Genomic DNA, 18,446 nt, shown 5'->3' on the forward strand with positions numbered 1-18,446 from the left:
TCCATAAGTTCAGTGTGTAATCGTACATGTTCCGCCGTATTGTTCACTATTCGAGCAGGGGGATGGCGGATACAATCGTAATCAGGAGGTGAGTGCCGAGCCAGTCTGAGAAACAGGTAATCCTATGAAATGCATCATCGATCGGAGGAAGAAGAGACGTATCGATTTTATTGTAAGCGCTTTATAAATGAATTACGGAGGTGTGTTTTTCTATGAATGAGGGTTGGTTCAAAAAGAAAACAAATTCACATCGTTTCACTCGTCGTCTATGTTATCTACTTGCTCTAATCTTGGCGCTACAATCGCTAGGCATGCTGGTCGCTCCAGGACAACAGGCTTCCGCTGCTCCACTCAGTGTAACCAACGGGGTACAGTTCAAGGATACGAACGGCAATGTCATTCATGCCCATGGGGGCGGGATGATTAAGGCTAACGGATACTATTACTGGTTTGGGGAGAATCGCAACCCTAATGGAACGTTCAAGGCGGTTTCCGTATATCGTTCAGCAGATTTGAAAAACTGGGAGTATCGCAATGATGTGCTCACCAGCAGCTCGGCTGCCGAGCTGAACATTTCCAACATCGAACGCCCGAAGGTCATCTATAACAGTGCAACAGGCAAGTATGTTCTTTGGATGCATAAGGAAAACGGGGTTGACTACGGTGAAGCCAGAGTGGCGGTAGCGACCTCAAGTACAGTGGATGGCAATTATACGTATGTAGGCAGCTATCGGCCGCTTGGCTATGATTCGAGAGACATGACAGTTTACAACGACAACGGAACAGCTTATCTCATCTCAGCGACCAAAGTGAATGCCGACCTGAATATCTACAAGCTGACTCCAGATTTTCTCGGTGTGGAATCGCTCGTAACGACGCTGTGGCCGGGTCAATATCGTGAGGCACCTGCCATGTTCAAAAAGGGTGGCGTCTACTTCCTGATCACATCCGGGGCTACGGGATGGAATCCGAATCAGGCCAAATATGCGACCGCTACCAGCATAACTGGCACATGGAGCGGCCTGAGCAACTTTGGAGATAGTACAACCTATGGTTCCCAATCGACCTACGTGCTTCCGGTGGAAGGCTCACAGACAACATCCTATCTTTACATGGGTGATCGCTGGGCTGGCGCCTGGAGCGGACCAGTGCAGGATTCTAAGTATGTGTGGCTGCCGTTGTCTTTCCCAAGTGCAACCAGTCTGGCGATGAACTGGGCAAGCACGGTTACCATTGATGCAGCCACGGGTTCCGTAACCGGAGTGGATACACCCGATGTATGGGACCCGAATGCTTCGTATCAGTTGATTAGTCGCAAAAGCAATAAATTGCTTCATGTCATCGGTGGTTCTGCGGATAACGGTGCCGATCTGGAGCAGCGGGCAGACGGCGGAACGACCAGCCAGCAGTGGCAGATCACGGATGCGGGTGGCGGTTATGTCAAAATCATCAATCGTTCCAGCGGCAAGCTAATCGGTGTAGAGAATGGCTCTACAGCAGATGGAGCTGTTATTGAACAATGGAGCGATGGCGGCTGGGCCAGTCAGCAATGGCAGTTGATTAGTGTCGGCGGTGGTTATTATAAATTGAAAAACCGCAGCACAGGCAAGGTGCTTGATATTTCGGGACAATCCCTGGCAGACGGGGCTGCTGCAATTCAGTGGACCGATAATGGCGGTACGAATCAACACTTCCAGATTGTTAAGGTGCAATAAGGATTTATTTTAAGGTGAGAGGTGATTAATCGAGAAGATCATGCAAAACCCTTGTCCCGCACCTATAGGTGGGACAAGGGTTTTGTGATGTTTTCACTCCTGCTACGTGAATATTAGTGCTGAGATGATGTTCAGAGGATTTATCATGTTGCGATGTATTTCCGATCATTACTATCCCAATCTGTGGTAAACTAGTAGAATTGTAGAAATAGTAGAGACAGGAGCTGGATAACGAAGTGAGTGAAAAACAAGTACTGTCAATTGAAGGCTTGCGTATGCGGTATAACGGTCGTTATGTGCTCAATGGGATTGATCTGGAAGTAAATCGGGGCGAGATGATCGGATATATTGGTCCGAACGGTGCGGGTAAAAGCACGACGGTCAAGATTTTGCTTGGGCTAGTTGAGGGATATGTGGGTACGGTCCGCATCTTTGGCAAGGATATCGCGGATGGTGACGCGGAATATAAGCGAAGAATCGGTTATGTACCGGAAGTCGCGGAGCTATACGAGCAATTAACCCCGGCAGAGTATCTGACCTTTATAGGAGAATTGTACGGGTTGTCCTATGAAGATGCCGATTATAAGGCGAAGCAGTTGATGGATTGTTTTGGACTGGTAAAATCATATCATTCCCGCATTGCTTCCTTCTCCAAAGGCATGCGTCAGAAAGTGCTGCTGATCTCCGCGCTGCTGCATGACCCGGATCTGTTGTTCCTGGATGAACCGCTAAGCGGTCTGGACGCCAACAGTGTAATGGTGGTAAAGGAGATTTTGACACAGCTGTCGGTCAAGGGTACAACGATATTCTATTCGTCACACATCATGGATGTGGTGGAGAAGATCAGCAGCCGAATCGTTCTGATTGCCGAAGGACGTGTGATGGCGGATGGTACGTTCAGGCAGCTTCAGCAGCAATCCATGGAAGGCTCACTGGAGGAAGTGTTCAATCAACTGACGGGCTTCAATGAGCATCGGGCCATTGCAGAACGTTTTGTGTCCATCGTGCAGGAGGTGTACTGATATGGCGGAATCCTCCGACTTCCGCACGCTGAAGATTCTGGATCGTTTTCGGCCGATCATCGCCAGAACAGGAGCGGATTATGACGTACTGCGTTTGATTCTACGGGTGAAGTTCCAGATGGATCAGCGGAGGGTACCAACGGTATTGTCAGCACGCAATGGCAATAAGGAGCAGAAAGAAGGTAATCTGTATCTGCGTTCCCTCTGGTTATACGCACTGATGGGGCTGATTATGGTTCCGTTTGTTGTCTGGGATACGGGACACTTTATGCTCCAGATGGGTCTAGTGACCGCCATGCTGATGTTTATGATCATGACCTCCATGATCTCCGACTTTTCATCGGTACTGCTCGATATTCGGGATCGTAATATCATCATGACCAAGCCGATAAATGGACGCACTGTTGGCTTGGCTCGTGCCATTCATGCAGGGGTTTATTTGCTGCTCCTGACAGGCTCTCTGACGGCTGCGCCGCTGGTAGCGGGATTGATTACCCACGGAATTGGCTTTTTCCTGCTTTTTCTGGTGGAACTGGTTCTGATTAATATGTTAATTCTGGTGACCACGTCCCTGATCTATCTATTCATGATGAAGTTTCTGGATGGGGAGAAGCTGAAGGACATGATCAATATGGTGCAAATCCTGCTTTCCATCGGCATTGCCGTAGGTTACCAGCTGGTGATACGTTCGTTCAGCATCATCGACTTTAATATGGTGTTCACACCTGCCTGGTGGCAGTTACTGCTGCCTCCGGTATGGTATGCAGCGGTTTTTGAGCTGCTGTTCGGCGGCGGGGGAGATGCCTGGCTGTATACTTTCTCGGCGCTTGCTGTGATCGTTCCAATGGTCAGTCTGTTGGTGTACGTGAAGCTGATGCCTTCCTTCGAATTGTATTTGGAGAAAATGGCACACGCAGGTCAAGCCTCTGGACGAAGACGTGGGGGTTGGGATCGCATCATGGCGAAGGTATTCTCCCGTTCCAGAGAGGAGCAAGCGTGCTTTCGTTTATCTGCCAGTATGATGCGAAGTGAAAGGGAGTTTAAGCTGAAGGTATACCCTTCAGTTGGTTTAGCTTTTGTATTGCCCTATGTATTCTGGTTCACCCAATTGCAGAGTTCTTCGTGGGCAGAATTTAGGGAAAGCTCCTTCTTTTACACGCTATATATTGTGCTCTTGCTGATTGTGTCTGTTGTGACCATGCTGAAATATTCCGGACAATACAAAGCGTTTTGGACTTTCCGGGCAGCCCCTCTGGACAACGAGAATGTGCTATATAGTGGAGCGCTGAAAGCTTTCTTATGCAATATGTTTCTGCCTGTATTTATATTGAACGCCATCGTATTTGTGTGGACCTTCGGGTTCAGAATTCTTCCTGATCTGGTCGTTATATTTTTGGTGGCAACTGCACTTATCCCGCTGTCTGGAAAGCTGTTGATGCGAAAACCGCCGTTCTCCCAATCCTTTAGTGTGGCCGGGCAGAGTGACGGCTGGCTCGTCTTTGCCTTCTTTCCGCTCATGGCACTGTTATGGGGACTACATGTATTTATCCGCACCATACCAGCAGGCATCTGGATCTATGTAGCGCTACTGGTCGTGATCAATGTGCTGTTCTGGAAGATGCTGCATCGGGTGAAGCGAGGCGTTGTAACGGTTGAAGGTTAAGGCGGACGGTAGCTGGTTGAGGTTGAATGTGAAGTGTAGAAGATGTATATGTGAAGAAAAGTGGATTAAAGCCAATCCGATGTTGATGAATCGGATTGGCTTTTTTACGTTTTTTCTAATTCTTTACGTGATGCGATGTACTTTAAAGATGGAGAAAATAAATGATATGGCGAGCTGTAACAGTGATCTGGATTCTGTAGCACTTAAACGACTGGGAGATTGAATTAGTGTGTTAAATCGGTATCGGTATGCTAAGCATGGGGTTTTCCGCTTTGCAGGACAGCCTCTGCCAGCTGATCGGCTGCATCCGCCGTGGAGAGGACAGACTGCTCTGCTATCGCATAGACCTTGGACAGCGTGCCCGCAATCCCCGCCACCTTTTGGCGGATCAGGTCGGGCCCTGCGCCCTCCAGCTCGTAGGCGGTGCTGATGATTCCGCCTGCGTTGAGCACATAGTCAGGCGCGTACAGGATGCCGCGCGCCTGCAAGCGGCGAACAACCAGCTCCCGGTGGCTGAGCTGGTTGTTCGCCGCCCCGGCAACGGTGGAGCAGCGCAGCTCCTCCACCGTTGCCGGGGTCAATACGCCCCCTAGGGCACAGGGGGCGAACACCTTGCAGTCAGCGGCGTGAATATGGGCCGGATCGGCCGAGGTGGCGCCGCTGAACTGCAGAAGGGCACGTTGTACACGCTCCGGTACAACGTCTGCCACAATCAGCCGTGCCCCGGCTGCATGCAGGTAACGGCACAGGGCATACCCGACCTTGCCCAGTCCCTGGACGGCAACGGAAATGCCCTGCAAGGCATCGATGCCTTGGTGACGCAGAGATGTCACAATGCCAGTATATACACCGTAGGCGGTCATCTCGGCTGTGAAATCATCCTGTGCACCAAGTGATCCAGTCGTGTCCGTCACATGTACCGTCTCCTGCCCGATCTGGTCCATATCTGCCGCCGTAGTGCCCAGATCCAGGCCCGTCACATATCGTCCGTTCATTCGTTCCAGATAGCGTCCCAGAGAACGGAACGTTTCGGCACGCCGGGAAGCTGATGAGTTGTTTTTAAATGCCGCTTTATCTAATCCCTTATCTAATTTGCCCGATGTATCCATACCTTTAATGATGTTCGTATGGGTTCCAACGTCCTGTTTGCCTTTTCTGGGATTCAGTTTGTTGTTTGGGCTGGCCTCACCCGGTTGGATGACCAGTTCTGCGGGCACATCCCACACCACGGCTTTGCCCCCGCCATAAGGCAGGCCGGAGACTGCGGATTTGTAGGTCATGCCCTTCGCGAGTTTGATGGCATCCCGAACCGCTTCTTCCTCCGATGCATATGTCCAGCAGCGGCATCCCCCGAGTGCGGGACCCAGCACTGTACTATGGATGGCGATGACGGCTTTAAGCCCGCTGCGTGGATCATGGCAAAATATGAGTTCTTCCATACCTTCCCGCTGCATCTCGTGCCACAATTGCATGACAGTTCCCCCTTTTGGTAGCCGTCGTTTCCCGAACCTGTTTGGCTGTACGCCTCAATCCAATTGCTGTTGGTTCAGCATATTCAGTCACGCCGATTTTCGCCCCTGGATCTCACGCCGGGTTGATAATGCGCAGAAAGGGATCTATAATGGCAGTTCCGGCTTGCCAGTGGGCAGAGTATAGGAAATGCAGTCCAATTTACGTTGAACCGTTTAAAATGACCGCATAACGTCCAATGATGGAGATAGAGTAAACGTACAGAAGCGTTAATGACATGCAGAGGAAGCGGAAAGAAGGCGCGCAACAAACGGCCCATTCCGTTGTGAAAGTCAGGAAAGAGGGATTGCGATTGTTTAAAATATTGGTATTTATCTTTTTGATCCAGATTGTGTATGTATCCGCGTATACACTTCGGATGATTCTGACGCTCAAAGGACAGAAATATATTGCTGCGCTCATCAGTATGGGCGAAATTGTGATCTACGTACTCGGCCTGAATCTGGTGCTCAAATATCTGACCCAGCCGTCTGCGTTAATTGTATATGCTGTTGGTTACGGGCTAGGGGTATTGCTGGGTGCCTGGATTGAAGAGAAGATTGCACTCGGTTACGTTACCGTCAAGGTTATTTGTAACCAGATGGGCGGGGATGTAGCGAATGCCTTGCGGGATAAAGGATATGGCGTGACCGCCTGGGTTGGTAGTGGACGTGACGGAGATCGGCTGGTTATGGAGATTTTGGCGAAACGCAAAAACCAGAAACTGCTGTATCAGACGATTCTGGAGCTTGATCCCAAAGCATTTGTCATCACCGTTGAGCCCAAACAGTTCCATGGTGGGTTCTGGACACGTTCCATCAAAAGATAAATTATGGCAGGTCTGCAGCAGGTGCAGGCCTGCTTTTCAGTTGTAAATATAACATTTGTTAAATTTTCAGATAAAGTTATCATTCAAAGTATTTTCGACTAATTGAATAATACGCTGGTTTCTCACCGTTTTTATCAATAAGAGATACTTGTAGCAATTCTTTGATTGTTTTGCGGATTGTCATTTCGGATTTATTTAAAATTTCAGCCAATTCTTTGATGGTCAGTCCGTTTTCTGTAACAAAGAAATGGTTTTGGGCTAAGATAAACATGATATGGCGATATATGGCATCTTTATCTTTAAGTCTGTAATCTTTAGACAGTTTGTTCTCAGTAATTTTAAGTAATTCAATTTTTTCTTTTAACTCTCCACTCATTTTGCTAAGCGTTTCAAGAATAATTTCAAGGAAAGATTCAATAAAATAATTCATTTCGCCCCGACTCTTAATACTATTTATAATCTCGAAAGTCTCCAGGTACTTGTTCCTATACGTATTGCACCCTCTAGATAGTGACAGTGTACCGATCTCACCAAGTACCTCTATCAAATATAAGCTACTAATGAAGCGAGAACTTCTGCCATTACCGTCATAGAATGGGTGGATATAACCAAAGAAATAATGGCCAACGGCCACTCTAATCATCAGCGGAATCTCGTCATGGGTATTCATAAAGTTTAATAACTGTTCTATTGCACGATAAACTTCTTTTTCTGGTGTCATTCCCTGGTGAATAATCTTTCCGCTGCCCGATTTTTTATAAATATAGGTTGCTTCTTCTCTGAAAATTTCGCCATCGGGTAATTCGCTCGAGTCAATCTCGCCATTTGTAATCTCATCATAGATTTGTCTTATATCTTGGGGTGAACCGGGGTACTTCATTTCATTGTTTAATAGAGCCAAATAAGATTTAATCATACTGTCAAACCTGTTTTTAGATTTTCTTTTTAATTGAATCTCTTTCGTGCTTCTTGCGATCTCTTCGCGTGAACTCCTTACTCCTTCCAAATCATTGGTATTGTATAGTTCTTCTACCAAGCACTCATTAATAAATTGCTGTTGAGCTACCGTAGGGAGCTGTTCAAACGTTTTCTGAAACTCTCGAGATATGAGATGGATATTGTTGACGAGGGTTAACAAGTGGTTAGTGGGAACATAGTAAAGCTCATATTCATTTGGCTGGTTCATTGGTTTTATTTTTAGCCCCATACGAACTGTTGACTCATAATTGAATCTCTGTTGATATGTAGTGTTAAATTCACTGGCACTTTTCTCATGATAAATTTTATGAATATACCTCATTCCATCACCTCTTATCTATAATTAAAGAGATTTTTACATATAAAAAGCGAAATGTACATATCTATTTATAAAAATGAGCTTATTTTTATAAATAGAATGAAGTGATGGAGTGGTTATTTATCATTTATAACCTTTATGTGGGCACCACAAGTACATCTGCCGTGGCCATTTTTTTTAATTTTGACTTCTTTACTACAGGAAGGGCAAGTGACATACATTGAATGAACACCTCCAGGATATTCATAGTTTAGACTTGAATAATAGATAATATTCTCAAACAATCTTAAGTAATCGTTCAATTATGGTAGAAGAGCCCTACACATAAGTTAAGTGCGAACGATGCCAGGTTGCATACGGTACAATCCCTGAAGATAAGATCACATATACATAGAATCTGAGATAAGGATTATTGTTGTAATTCCTCCCAACATTTACATTGAGGACAAGTCCTTCGTGACATGCGAATGGCAGAGATGGACGGTCGTAATCATTATAATCAGGGAGGAATGGTTTCATGAAAAGCAAAATTCGGACATGGTGCAGTGCCGCGCTGGCTCTGACGTTGGGCTTCACCCTACTGTCTGGACCGACAAGTGTACAGGCAGCAGGCAATGCAGATTACAATCTCACAGGTTTCTCCCAAGGGAATACGGGTGGAGGTACCATCAGCGAATCGGATACGTCCAAGTATAAGAAGGTATACAATGCAACGGATCTCGCTGCGGCGCTGAAAAAGAACTCCGGTGTCAAAGTCGTCGAGATTATGAACGACCTGAATCTGGGATGGAACGAAATTCCGAGCGCTGCACAGACATCGCCTTTTGCCAAGCATAATGATGCACTGACTCATCCTGTGCTGAAACAAACAGGTGTCAGCAAGCTGACCATCGATAGCTTCAATGGCCTGACCATTTTCTCAGCCAACGGGGCCAAGATCAAGCATGGTGCCATCAGCGTCAAACGCAGTTCCAACGTCATTATCCGCAACCTCGAATTCGATGAGTTATGGGAATGGGATGAAGCGACCAAAGGCGACTACGACAAAAACGACTGGGATTACATCACCCTTGAAGAGAACAGTAACGTGTGGATTGATCACTGCACATTCAATAAAGCCTATGACGGGCTTGTCGATTCAAAAAAAGGAACCAGCGGCGTGACCATTTCCTGGTCCCTCTTCAAAGGGGATGACGGCAGCTCAAACAGCTGGGTTACCCAGCAGATTAACGAGTTGGAAGCGAACAAGGCTTCCTATCCGATGTACAACTACCTGCGCAGCAGCGAGGTTGGGCTCAGCAAAGCCGATATCATTGCCATTTCATCTCCTCAGAAAAAAGGTCATCTGGTGGGCTCAACCAGCTTCGAATCGGCCAATGCCAATCTGTCCATGACCCTGCACCATAACCTGTACAAAGATATCCAGGATCGCATGCCTCGCCTGCGCGGAGGCAATGCACACGCCTACAATATTGTGATGGATGCAACGGGGGCACGTGCGGCCAAATCCAGAATCACTTCGGCAATGGCAACGGCGATATCGTCCAAAGGGTATCATTTTGATATCATCGGCAACGGAGCGATTTCCACTGAAGATGGTGCAGTACTGGTCGAAAAATCGGTGATCAAAGACGTACTGTTCCCGGTCCGCAATAACCAGACGGACCCTGCCGACGCAACATATACAGGTAAAATTAAGGTGACTGACACGATGTATTCTCTGGATGGAAGCTCATTCCGTGGAAACAGTGATACATCCGGCAGTCCGCTCAGCCCGGTTCCGGCCGCAGTGAAAGCTTTCTCCTGGAACGGATTCTCGGCACTTCCTTACAGCTACACTACCGATGATCCAGCGACGCTGAATGCACGACTTACTGGAACTAGTGGCGCTGGTGCTGGCAAATTAACCTGGTCCAAAGACAACTGGCTGAAGACGAGTTACTAGGCAGCAACACAAATCCGGTGTTGAAACGAGTGGCTGTAACTACAAGGATTTCAAGCCGCTTTATCGTTTTTTCATAAGCAAAGAGTGCTCCTGCAGCCGTAATGGCCGGGAGCACTCTTTTTGTGGAACGGGGAATCTTCGTTCCTTTTTAGTTAGATACGTCATCCGAAAGGGCAGGTGCAGCAGTTACCGAATCACGATAAATGATATTACCCTTCACATGTACGCGGCCGAAGCTGCGACTCGGGTTATCAATCTTTTTGAGCATGGAATGAACCGCAGTACGCGCCATCTGTTCCACATCGACCTCAACCGTAGTTAATTTGGGCTCGGAGAGTGTGGCATAAATATCATTATCGAACCCAACCACGGAGCATTGTGCAGGCACCTCAATACCCAGGGAAGTTAGCTTCTGAACGAGCAGATGGGCCACCTGATCACAGTTACATACAAATGCCGTAGGCAGCTGCGCTGGCAGATCAATTTCAATAAACGTACCTCGCTCATCGCGGTCATTAAGCACAAGATCCGGATTCATCGGCAACCGATGCTCCAGCAATGATTTGTAATAACCGAGGAACCGGTCCTGAATGCTGCTAGTAGAATAGAGATTCCCCACATAAGCGATGCGGCGGTGTCCCTGCTGTACCAGAACGTTGGTCAGCTCATAAGCAGCGTAAAAGTTATCGGTAACGACAGAATCAATATCAGAATGCTCATCGTAGAAATCGAGAAACATTTTGGGTACCTCCATCGACTGGACCAGCTCGATATATTCCTTGCTGACTTGTCCAAGCACAATGAAACCATCCACTTTGTTGTCACTATAGAGCTTCGGTAGTATTAATTCCTCTTCGTCCTCCACATTCAGAATATGCAGAATACCGTAGTATCCCTGATCCTCCAGATGTTTGGTGATGCGCTGGAATACACGTACATAGAACGATTGTGTAGGTCCGGTAAAACGCTCCGGGATAATCACACCAATATTATGAGTCAAGCCTTCCTTCATCGAACGAGCCGCGGCGTTATACCGATAGCCCATCTGAACGGCAAGCACTTTAATTTTTTCCTTCAATTCGTCACTGACGCCATCTTTATCATTTAATGCTTTCGAGACCGTCACACTGCTAACTCCGAGCTTGTCGGCGATATCCCGCATGGTGATATTGTTCTTCAGCTTTGGTCGCCTCCTTCAAGCCGGTTTACGTACAATGTGCTGTCATTATGGTTAGCGCTTCCTTCAAACATAACAACAATCCATATTAGTATACATCGTTACCCACATGGAATAAAGAAATTCTGGTTAGCGCTGCGCTAATTTTTCAGCATGCCGCATTTTCCGCCTGAAGGCTGATCTTCGGTTTTAAACCAATTGCTTTTGGAGAAGCTTCTCATTCCGCTCAATCAGGTCACCGCGCTGGCTGGCACAATCCAGGGAACGGTACGGATCAGCCGGAGTATTGAAGGTGTAATCGACCAGTTTATCCAGCGTCGTTGTGGCTACATGACAGCGGGTATCGCTGGATGCGTAATAAATGAAGACCTTACCCTGTTCGTTGACCACCGCTCCGTTGCAAAAAATAACATTGGATACATCGCCTACGCGCTCGTCGTCATAAGGAGCAATGAAATGTCCGCCCGGCTTGGAGATGATGCGTGCCGGATCATTCAGATCCGTGGCAAACGTGTACAGCACATAGCGAAGACCTGCTGCCGTATTGCGCACCCCGTGGGCAATGTGAATCCAGCCACGATCCGTTTTGAGCGGAGCAGGACCCTGGCCGTTTTTCACTTCGTATACCGTATGATATTTCCGTTCATCGATGATGGTCTCTTCCTCAATCACAGGATTCAGAATATCATCGCACAGACCAAAGGCAATCCCGCCGCCGCTGCCTGTGGAGATGAATCCGTCTTGAGGCCGTGTATAGAACGCATATTTACCCTCTACAAATTCGGGGTGCAATACAACATTTCGCTGTTGAGGGGAGTTGGTCGTGATGTTGGGCAGACGCTCCCAGCTGAGCAGATCGCGTGTCCGCACAAGTCCGGCCTGGGCTACTGCACTGGATGTATCAAATGCCGGAGCTTCCGGGTCTTTGCGCTCCGAGCAGTAGATACCATAGATCCAGCCATCTTCATGCTGAACCAATCGCATATCATACTGGTTGGTTTCGTCGGCATCGATATCTTCCCACACTAAGGGTTTGCCCGTGAAGCGAAATCCGTCGATGCCGTTATCACTTTCAGCTAGGGCAAAGATGGATTTGCGGTCCAATCCTTCGGTACGGATGACCATTACGTATTTGCCATTGAAATAGATGGCCCCCGGATTAAGCGTAGCGTTAATGCCCAGACGCTCCATGAAGTGGGGGTTCGTCGTTTCGTCCAGATCAAATCTCCAGTGCAGCGGTACATGATGGCGTGTGATTACCGGATAACGGTACCGATCATATACGCCATTGTAGAAGGAAGAGTCAATTTCATTTTGCCGCGTAAGCAGCTGCTCCTGTTGCTCCAATAATTCATTGTATTTGGGGTGTATCATCGTTATCCCATCCTCTCCATTAGTTCAATGCAGAATCGGCTATTGTGATAAGGGCATTTCCACGGTCCGGCGATTTCGCTTTGATCCGATGTGCCGTTTCCGTCTACCGACCAGTGCCATTCCCCGCCAGCACGGTGATCAATAATATGTTCCTTCGTATACGTCCACAAGCGTTCCACTCTCTCCAAAAACAAAGGATCACCTGTACGTTCATAGGCATTATAGAATCCGACCATCGCCTCGGCCTGAACCCACCATATCCGTTTCTCATCCACATGATCGCCCTCTTGTTCATTCATTAGGGAGCCATCGGCCTCTACAGCCACATTGGAAATGTTATAGGCAATATCCGTAACCATCGCAGAATACTCCGGGTGTTGATCCAGACCAAGCACTTTCAACGTTTCGTCGATCAGCCAGCTGGCTTCAATGTCATGCCCGAATGAACGCAGATCGATGATGGAGTCCCAATCCTTGTTGAAAAATACCCTGAGAAACTTCGTGTCCTTGTCATACACCCGTTCATATAAGATACCGAGCAGGCGTTCCAGCGCCGTCTTCACCTGCTGATCTGGCCACACTCGGTAGAGTGTGGTGTAGGCCTCCAACACGTGAATATGTGTATTCATCGTGTAATCCGCAATCACACCATTCTCGCTCAGCATCTCATTGGGCTGTTCATTCCAGAAGCGGTCAAATTGTTCCTTGTATGCAGGGAGTTCTGCATTCAGTCCTTGATCCTCAATCAGAGAGAAAAGCGTTTTCGCAAGTTCCAAAGCAGATGTATCCCCGGTGGCACGATAGTACTCACTCAGTGAGTAGACGCCGAAGGATTGCGTATACACATGTTTGCTTGTGTCCATTGGTTCTCCTTTGGCATCCACCATCCAGTACATGCCGCCATACTCCGTATCCATCACATGGTCCACAAGAAAACGGTAAGCATGTTCAGCGTGATCACGCCAGAGTTCATTTCCGGTTACCCGGTAGGCTGCTGCAAAGGACCATAATTGTCGTGCCGTGGCGATTCCACCCTTGGGAGCGAGTGGATCGACCTGAAGGTCATTACCGACCCAGCCGTAGAATCCGCCGTTGTTATGATCCTTGAGGGCAGACCAGAATGGCAGAATATGACCTTCCCAGTGTTCTTTTATTTCAGTTCTAAGGTCATTGGTGTGAGTCATAAGTGAGCGCTCCTTCAAAGTACAGGATTCAATTATATTTAAGTTAACGTTAACTTTATTGATTAATATTAGTGTCGGGAAAATACGTTGTCAACGAGTCCCGCAAGAAAAAGTATGATTAAGTAATAAATAATTTAATTGACAGGTAAACGTTACCATAATAAAATTTATTTTGTAACCTTAACGATAACTTAAATTAACTTAGAAAAGGGGTAGAACCAATTGCGAAAAAACAAAGGCTGGATGCTTCTGCTTACCATGCTGCTCATCACTTCTCTGCTCGCCGCTTGCTCTTCCGGGGGTGGATCTCCACAGGCAGGAGAGGAAATCAGTACAGATCCTGCGGATATTAAGGGTGAAATCACCGTTCTCACGCAGCGTACAGATATTGTTGATAGCGTATTCAAAGATTACGCCGCGGAGTTCAATAAGGAATACCCGGATGTCAAAGTAAACTTCCAGGCACTGGCCGATTATGAGGGACAAGTGAAGATTCGTATGAGTACCAAAGATTATGGTGACGTGCTGATGATTCCCACCAGCGTACCGATTGCCGACATTCCGGACTTTTTTGAACCGCTGGGCACGTACGATGAGTTGAAGGAGAAGTACACAGGCATCGAAGAACGTATGGTGGACGGCCAGATATACGGAATTCCAACCGTTATCACGTTCTCTGGCATCATCTATAACAAGCAGGTGTTCAAGGACGCTGGCATTGCGGAAGTTCCCAAAACGCCTGAGCAATTCCAGGCTGCACTGCAACTGGTGAAAGACAATACGGACGCGATTCCACTGTACACCAACTATGCCTCCGGCTGGGCTTTGACACAATGGGAAGCAGATCTGCCGACGGTTGCAGGCAGTGTGGACTACGTAAACATTGACCAACCGAACACGGATGAAAATTTTGTGGCTGGCAAGCCGCACTATGAATTGTACAAAGTGCTTTATGATGCAGCCAAGAATGGGCTGATTGAGAAAGATCCGACCACAACCGACTGGGAAAGCTCCAAGGCTGATCTGGCAAACGGGAAAATTGCAACGATGGCGCTTGGATCTTGGGCGATTACCCAAATTCAAGGCTTGACGGATACACCGGATAATATCGGATTCTTGCCATTTCCTACGAATGCAAGTGATGTTGTCGTTCCACTCGCAGCAGACTATAACATCGGCATGAACGTGAATAGCGAGAACAAACCTGCTGCGAAAGCCTGGATTGACTGGTTCCTCGCGAAATCAAACTATGCGGTTGAGCAAGGCGGAGGCATGAGCGCAGACAAAAATGCGGAATTGCCACCGATTTTGGATCAATACAAAGACGTTACATTCTCCACACTGACTCCTGCCAAAGAAGGACAGGAAGGTCTGGTTGACAAAATCGACAACGAAGGCGAGATTGGCCTCTGGCAGCCTGACTTCAAGAAACGCATTATCGAAGCTGCCATCGGTAATCGCAGCGAATCGTACGATGACATCATGAAGGATCTGAATGATAAATGGGTTAAAGCGCGGACAGAACTGGCGAAATAAGCAGATTGCGGGGATTCATCGATCTGTAAAGGCGCTACCTGTTGGCCGACCACCGCTGAAATACAGCGAGGCACCACGCCTTGGCTGAGGGGAGAGGGTCTCCCCTTTTCCTACGGCATTTTGCATCTGGAAGCAGCATATCGGATGTGAAATGTCACCTTCGGTGGTTGATTATCCAGCCGGATTTGTTCATTGGACGGGAGTCTTTCGATATAAAAGCGGCAGAACCGCTTGGAGGTGTGGAGAGCATGAAATACTTGAAGATTTCGAATTGGGGCTATTCAGCGCAACGCATATTTATCATCTGTGCCTTCTCGATCATTCCGCTGGCACTGCTGTTCACGTTTGCTTATTTGCCTGTCATTAATATGTTCAAATACAGCTTCACCGATTGGAACGGATACAGCAAAAGGTTCGACTATGTGGGGTTTGAGAACTACACGCGGATATTCAGTGACCCTGAGTATTTTAAAGTGTTTATTGTCAGTTTGTATTATTTTGTGGCTACCTTCGTACAAATGGGTCTGGCCCTCTACTTTGCAACGATTCTAAGCTTCAAAATCCGCGGCAAAAACTTTTTCAAAGGCATATTGTTCTTCCCCTATCTGCTGAATGGCGTAGCCATAGGATTTATCTTCCTCTTTTTCTTCAAACCGGACGGGACCCTCGATACACTTATGCAGGCTGTCGGTCTTGGGCAGTACACCCAGCTCTGGCTTGGGAATCCGAACATTATTAACGTGTCGCTCGCAGGCGCATCGGTATGGAGATACATGGGTTTTAACTTCATTATCTTCCTGGGTGCGATCTCTTCCATTCAAAAGGATGTCTATGAAGCGTCGGATATTGACGGAGCCAATCGCTGGCAGCAGTTCCGCCATATCATCCTGCCGAGCATTACGCGTATCCTGCAGCTCAACCTGATTTTGGCGATTAGCGGCGCAATCAGTGCGTTCGATATTCCATACATTATGACAGACGGTTCCAATGGCAGTGAGACATTTGTGATTCAGACCGTTCACTTGGCATTTAAGTACGGCAAGCTGGGCTTGGCATCGGCAATGGCTGTTGTGCTGTTGTTTATTGTCATTCTTGTTACGCTGGTTCAGCGTGTCACCATGAAAGGGGAGGAATGAACGTGCAACCATTCAAATATACCCTTGCAAGCATATTTAAATATGCTTCACTCATTCTCGCAGCGTTCATTGCGCTTGTACCCATCGTTGTGGTGCTGTTTGCATCGCTCAAAACCAATGCAGAATATGCGACAAGCAGTCCGCTAGCCCCACCAGCCAACTGGCTGAACTTTGCGAACTATACCAAGGCTTTTGTGGACGGCAACATGCTGGTCGGTTTCAAAAATACGATTATCATCCTGATCATCTCCATCGTGGGTGCCACGTTAACAGGTTCCATGATCGCGTATGTGCTGGATCGTTTTAAATTCAAAGGTAAAAAGATTATGGTCGCCGCGTTTCTGCTCGCCACGTTAATCCCAAGTGTAACGACACAGGTCGCCACATTCCAGATCATCAATGCGCTCGACCTGTTCAATACCCGATGGGCAGCCATTGTGATGTACCTTGGTACAGATATCATCGCGGTATATATCTTCCTGCAATTCCTGGGTTCCATCTCGAATGCATTGGATGAATCCGCCATGCTGGACGGCGCTTCCTACTTCACAATCTATTGGAAGATCATTTTGCCACTCCTGAAACCTGCGATTGTAACGGTCATTATCGTGAAGGGTGTCAACATCTACAACGATTTTTACACACCGTTCCTGTACATGCCCAAGACAGACTTGGAGGTCATATCCACGGCTTTGTTCAAATTCAAGGGGCCATTCGGATCACAGTGGGAGGTTATAAGCGCAGGCATCATGATCGCCATCATTCCAACGATGATCATCTTCCTGCTGCTACAGAAGTACATCTACAACGGCTTCGCACAAGGCTCTGTTAAATAAAAAACAAGGGGAGAAATGAAACGATGACAGTTGTCGATACGAAAAATGTACACATTGTTGGCGAGGAATTGCCAAATATGCCATGGGAGGATAAACCGGAGGGAACGGAAGGTCCGGTATGGAGACACTCCGCCAACCCGATTGTGCCGCGTAACCCGGTCAAGGGAGTTGCCCGTATTTTCAACAGTGCGGTGATTCCTTATGAGGGGAAATTCATCGGAGTATTCCGCGCAGAAACCATTAATGGACGTCCACACCTGCACATGGGATCCAGTGAGGATGGCCTGAAGTGGAATATTGAAGAGAAACGTATTGCCTTTGTGGATGAGAAGGGCGATCCCTTTATGCCGAACTATGCATATGACCCACGTCTGGTGAAAGTGGAAGATACGTATTACATCATCTGGTGTACCAATTTCTACGGTGCAGCGCTGGGCTTGGCGAAGACGGAAGATTTCAAAACGTTTGTCCGTCTCGAAAATCCGATGCTGCCGTTCAATCGTAATGGCGTGTTGTTTCCGCGCAAAATCAATGATAACTATGTGATGTTGTCCAGACCAAGCGACAGCGGACATACGCCGTTCGGAGACATTTTTCTGAGCGAAAGCCCGGATCTCGTGTACTGGGGCAAGCACCGTCATGTCATGAGCAAAGGTGGTCAAGGCTGGTGGCAATCGGTCAAAATTGGCGGCGGTCCCGCACCGATTGAAACGTCTGCAGGCTGGCTGATGTTCTACCACGGCGTAACCGGGACTTGTAATGGTTTTGTCTACAGCATGGGTGCGGTCATTCTGGATCTGGATGAGCCATCGAAAGTAAAATATCGTTCCTCCAACTTTGTACTGACACCGGAAAAATGGTATGAGGAGCAAGGTTTTGTAGACAATGTCGTCTTCCCGTGCGCCACATTGCATGATGCGCAGACAGGACGGATCGCCATCTATTATGGTGCAGCCGACACATACGTTGGAGTGGCTTATACCACTGTCGAAGAGATCGTGAAGTACGTTATCGAGACTGATGAAGTCATTGCCGGAGACCGTGAGGAAGGCAAGCTGTAATGCATATGGAGTACATCAAGGAATTTACATTTGACTGGATGAGTGGAAGGGGAGACTGTGAGATGTTCATTGCAGGGACGGATACGGAGTTTACGGTAACCCTGCTGAGCAGGTGATTCGCCGGTTCTATGAGAGCATCGCTGTAGAAGTTTAAACGAGAAA

At 47.7% G+C, this 18,446-nt stretch carries 14 protein-coding genes; 9 read left to right on the forward strand and 5 right to left on the reverse strand.

Translation table 11 applies throughout. The features are described from left to right. Window positions 1-212: 212 nt before the first annotated feature. From BMW94_RS03750 to BMW94_RS03760, 3 genes are all read left to right on the forward strand, one after another. Window positions 213-1,715 carry an RICIN domain-containing protein gene (locus BMW94_RS03750; RefSeq protein WP_090994638.1) on the forward strand — a complete coding sequence of 501 codons (1,503 nt, stop codon included), beginning with the start codon at window positions 213-215 and terminating at the stop codon, window positions 1,713-1,715. 236 nt (window positions 1,716-1,951) lie between these two features. Next, window positions 1,952-2,737, forward strand: a complete 786-nt coding sequence (locus BMW94_RS03755; protein WP_090994640.1) for an ABC transporter ATP-binding protein — start codon at window positions 1,952-1,954, stop codon at window positions 2,735-2,737. Window position 2,738: 1 nt separating this feature from the next. After that, on the forward strand, window positions 2,739-4,400 hold the full coding sequence (locus tag BMW94_RS03760) for a hypothetical protein (protein ID WP_090994642.1): 1,662 nt from the start codon (window positions 2,739-2,741) through the stop codon (window positions 4,398-4,400). Between the two features lie 251 nt (window positions 4,401-4,651). Here the strand turns inward: BMW94_RS03760 and BMW94_RS03770 are convergent, their stop codons facing one another. Continuing rightward, window positions 4,652-5,872 carry a Leu/Phe/Val dehydrogenase gene (locus tag BMW94_RS03770; protein WP_090994646.1) on the reverse strand — a complete coding sequence of 407 codons (1,221 nt, stop codon included), beginning with the start codon at window positions 5,870-5,872 and terminating at the stop codon, window positions 4,652-4,654. Window positions 5,873-6,222: 350 nt separating this feature from the next. Between BMW94_RS03770 and BMW94_RS03775 the strand changes: the two genes are divergently transcribed. Then, complete coding sequence (locus BMW94_RS03775) at window positions 6,223-6,738, forward strand: DUF2179 domain-containing protein (RefSeq protein ID WP_053782622.1); 516 nt, start codon at window positions 6,223-6,225, stop codon at window positions 6,736-6,738. 79 nt (window positions 6,739-6,817) lie between these two features. Here BMW94_RS03775 and BMW94_RS03780 read toward each other — a convergent pair whose 3' ends face one another. After that, window positions 6,818-8,038, reverse strand: a complete 1,221-nt coding sequence (locus BMW94_RS03780) for a Fic family protein (RefSeq protein WP_090994648.1) — start codon at window positions 8,036-8,038, stop codon at window positions 6,818-6,820. A gap of 514 nt (window positions 8,039-8,552) precedes the next feature. Here BMW94_RS03780 and BMW94_RS03785 point away from each other — a divergent pair. Then, on the forward strand, window positions 8,553-9,980 hold the full coding sequence (locus BMW94_RS03785) for a pectate lyase family protein (RefSeq protein ID WP_090994650.1): 1,428 nt from the start codon (window positions 8,553-8,555) through the stop codon (window positions 9,978-9,980). 148 nt (window positions 9,981-10,128) lie between these two features. Here the strand turns inward: BMW94_RS03785 and BMW94_RS03790 are convergent, their stop codons facing one another. From BMW94_RS03790 to BMW94_RS03800, 3 genes are all read right to left on the reverse strand, one after another. Further along, window positions 10,129-11,142 carry a LacI family DNA-binding transcriptional regulator gene (locus BMW94_RS03790; protein WP_090994652.1) on the reverse strand — a complete coding sequence of 338 codons (1,014 nt, stop codon included), beginning with the start codon at window positions 11,140-11,142 and terminating at the stop codon, window positions 10,129-10,131. 204 nt (window positions 11,143-11,346) lie between these two features. Beyond that, the gene (locus tag BMW94_RS03795) at window positions 11,347-12,531 is read right to left on the reverse strand and encodes a glycoside hydrolase family 130 protein (protein ID WP_090994655.1); all 1,185 of its coding nucleotides are present in this window, start codon (window positions 12,529-12,531) and stop codon (window positions 11,347-11,349) included. 2 nt (window positions 12,532-12,533) lie between these two features. Continuing rightward, a complete protein-coding gene (locus tag BMW94_RS03800; protein WP_090994657.1) occupies window positions 12,534-13,715 on the reverse strand; it encodes an AGE family epimerase/isomerase in 1,182 nt (393 codons plus the stop codon). 222 nt (window positions 13,716-13,937) lie between these two features. Between BMW94_RS03800 and BMW94_RS03805 the strand changes: the two genes are divergently transcribed. The 4 genes from BMW94_RS03805 (at window position 13,938) to BMW94_RS03820 (ending at window position 18,284) form a co-directional block, all read left to right on the forward strand. Continuing rightward, window positions 13,938-15,251 carry an ABC transporter substrate-binding protein gene (locus BMW94_RS03805; RefSeq protein WP_079695446.1) on the forward strand — a complete coding sequence of 438 codons (1,314 nt, stop codon included), beginning with the start codon at window positions 13,938-13,940 and terminating at the stop codon, window positions 15,249-15,251. Between the two features lie 248 nt (window positions 15,252-15,499). Next, on the forward strand, window positions 15,500-16,387 hold the full coding sequence (locus BMW94_RS03810; protein WP_062323195.1) for a carbohydrate ABC transporter permease: 888 nt from the start codon (window positions 15,500-15,502) through the stop codon (window positions 16,385-16,387). Beyond that, window positions 16,384-17,223 (forward strand): carbohydrate ABC transporter permease, encoded by an 840-nt coding sequence (locus tag BMW94_RS03815; RefSeq protein WP_090994660.1) that lies wholly within the window; start codon window positions 16,384-16,386, stop codon window positions 17,221-17,223. The genes BMW94_RS03810 and BMW94_RS03815 overlap by 4 nt, the downstream gene beginning before the upstream one ends. A 23-nt stretch (window positions 17,224-17,246) precedes the next feature. Beyond that, window positions 17,247-18,284, forward strand: coding sequence for a glycoside hydrolase family 130 protein (locus BMW94_RS03820; RefSeq protein ID WP_090994663.1), 1,038 nt, complete (start codon window positions 17,247-17,249; stop codon window positions 18,282-18,284). Window positions 18,285-18,446: the final 162 nt, after the last annotated feature.

The organism is Paenibacillus sp. OK003, assembly GCF_900109515.1.
In the GTDB taxonomy this organism is placed as follows: Bacteria; Bacillota; Bacilli; order Paenibacillales; family Paenibacillaceae; genus Paenibacillus; species Paenibacillus marchantiae.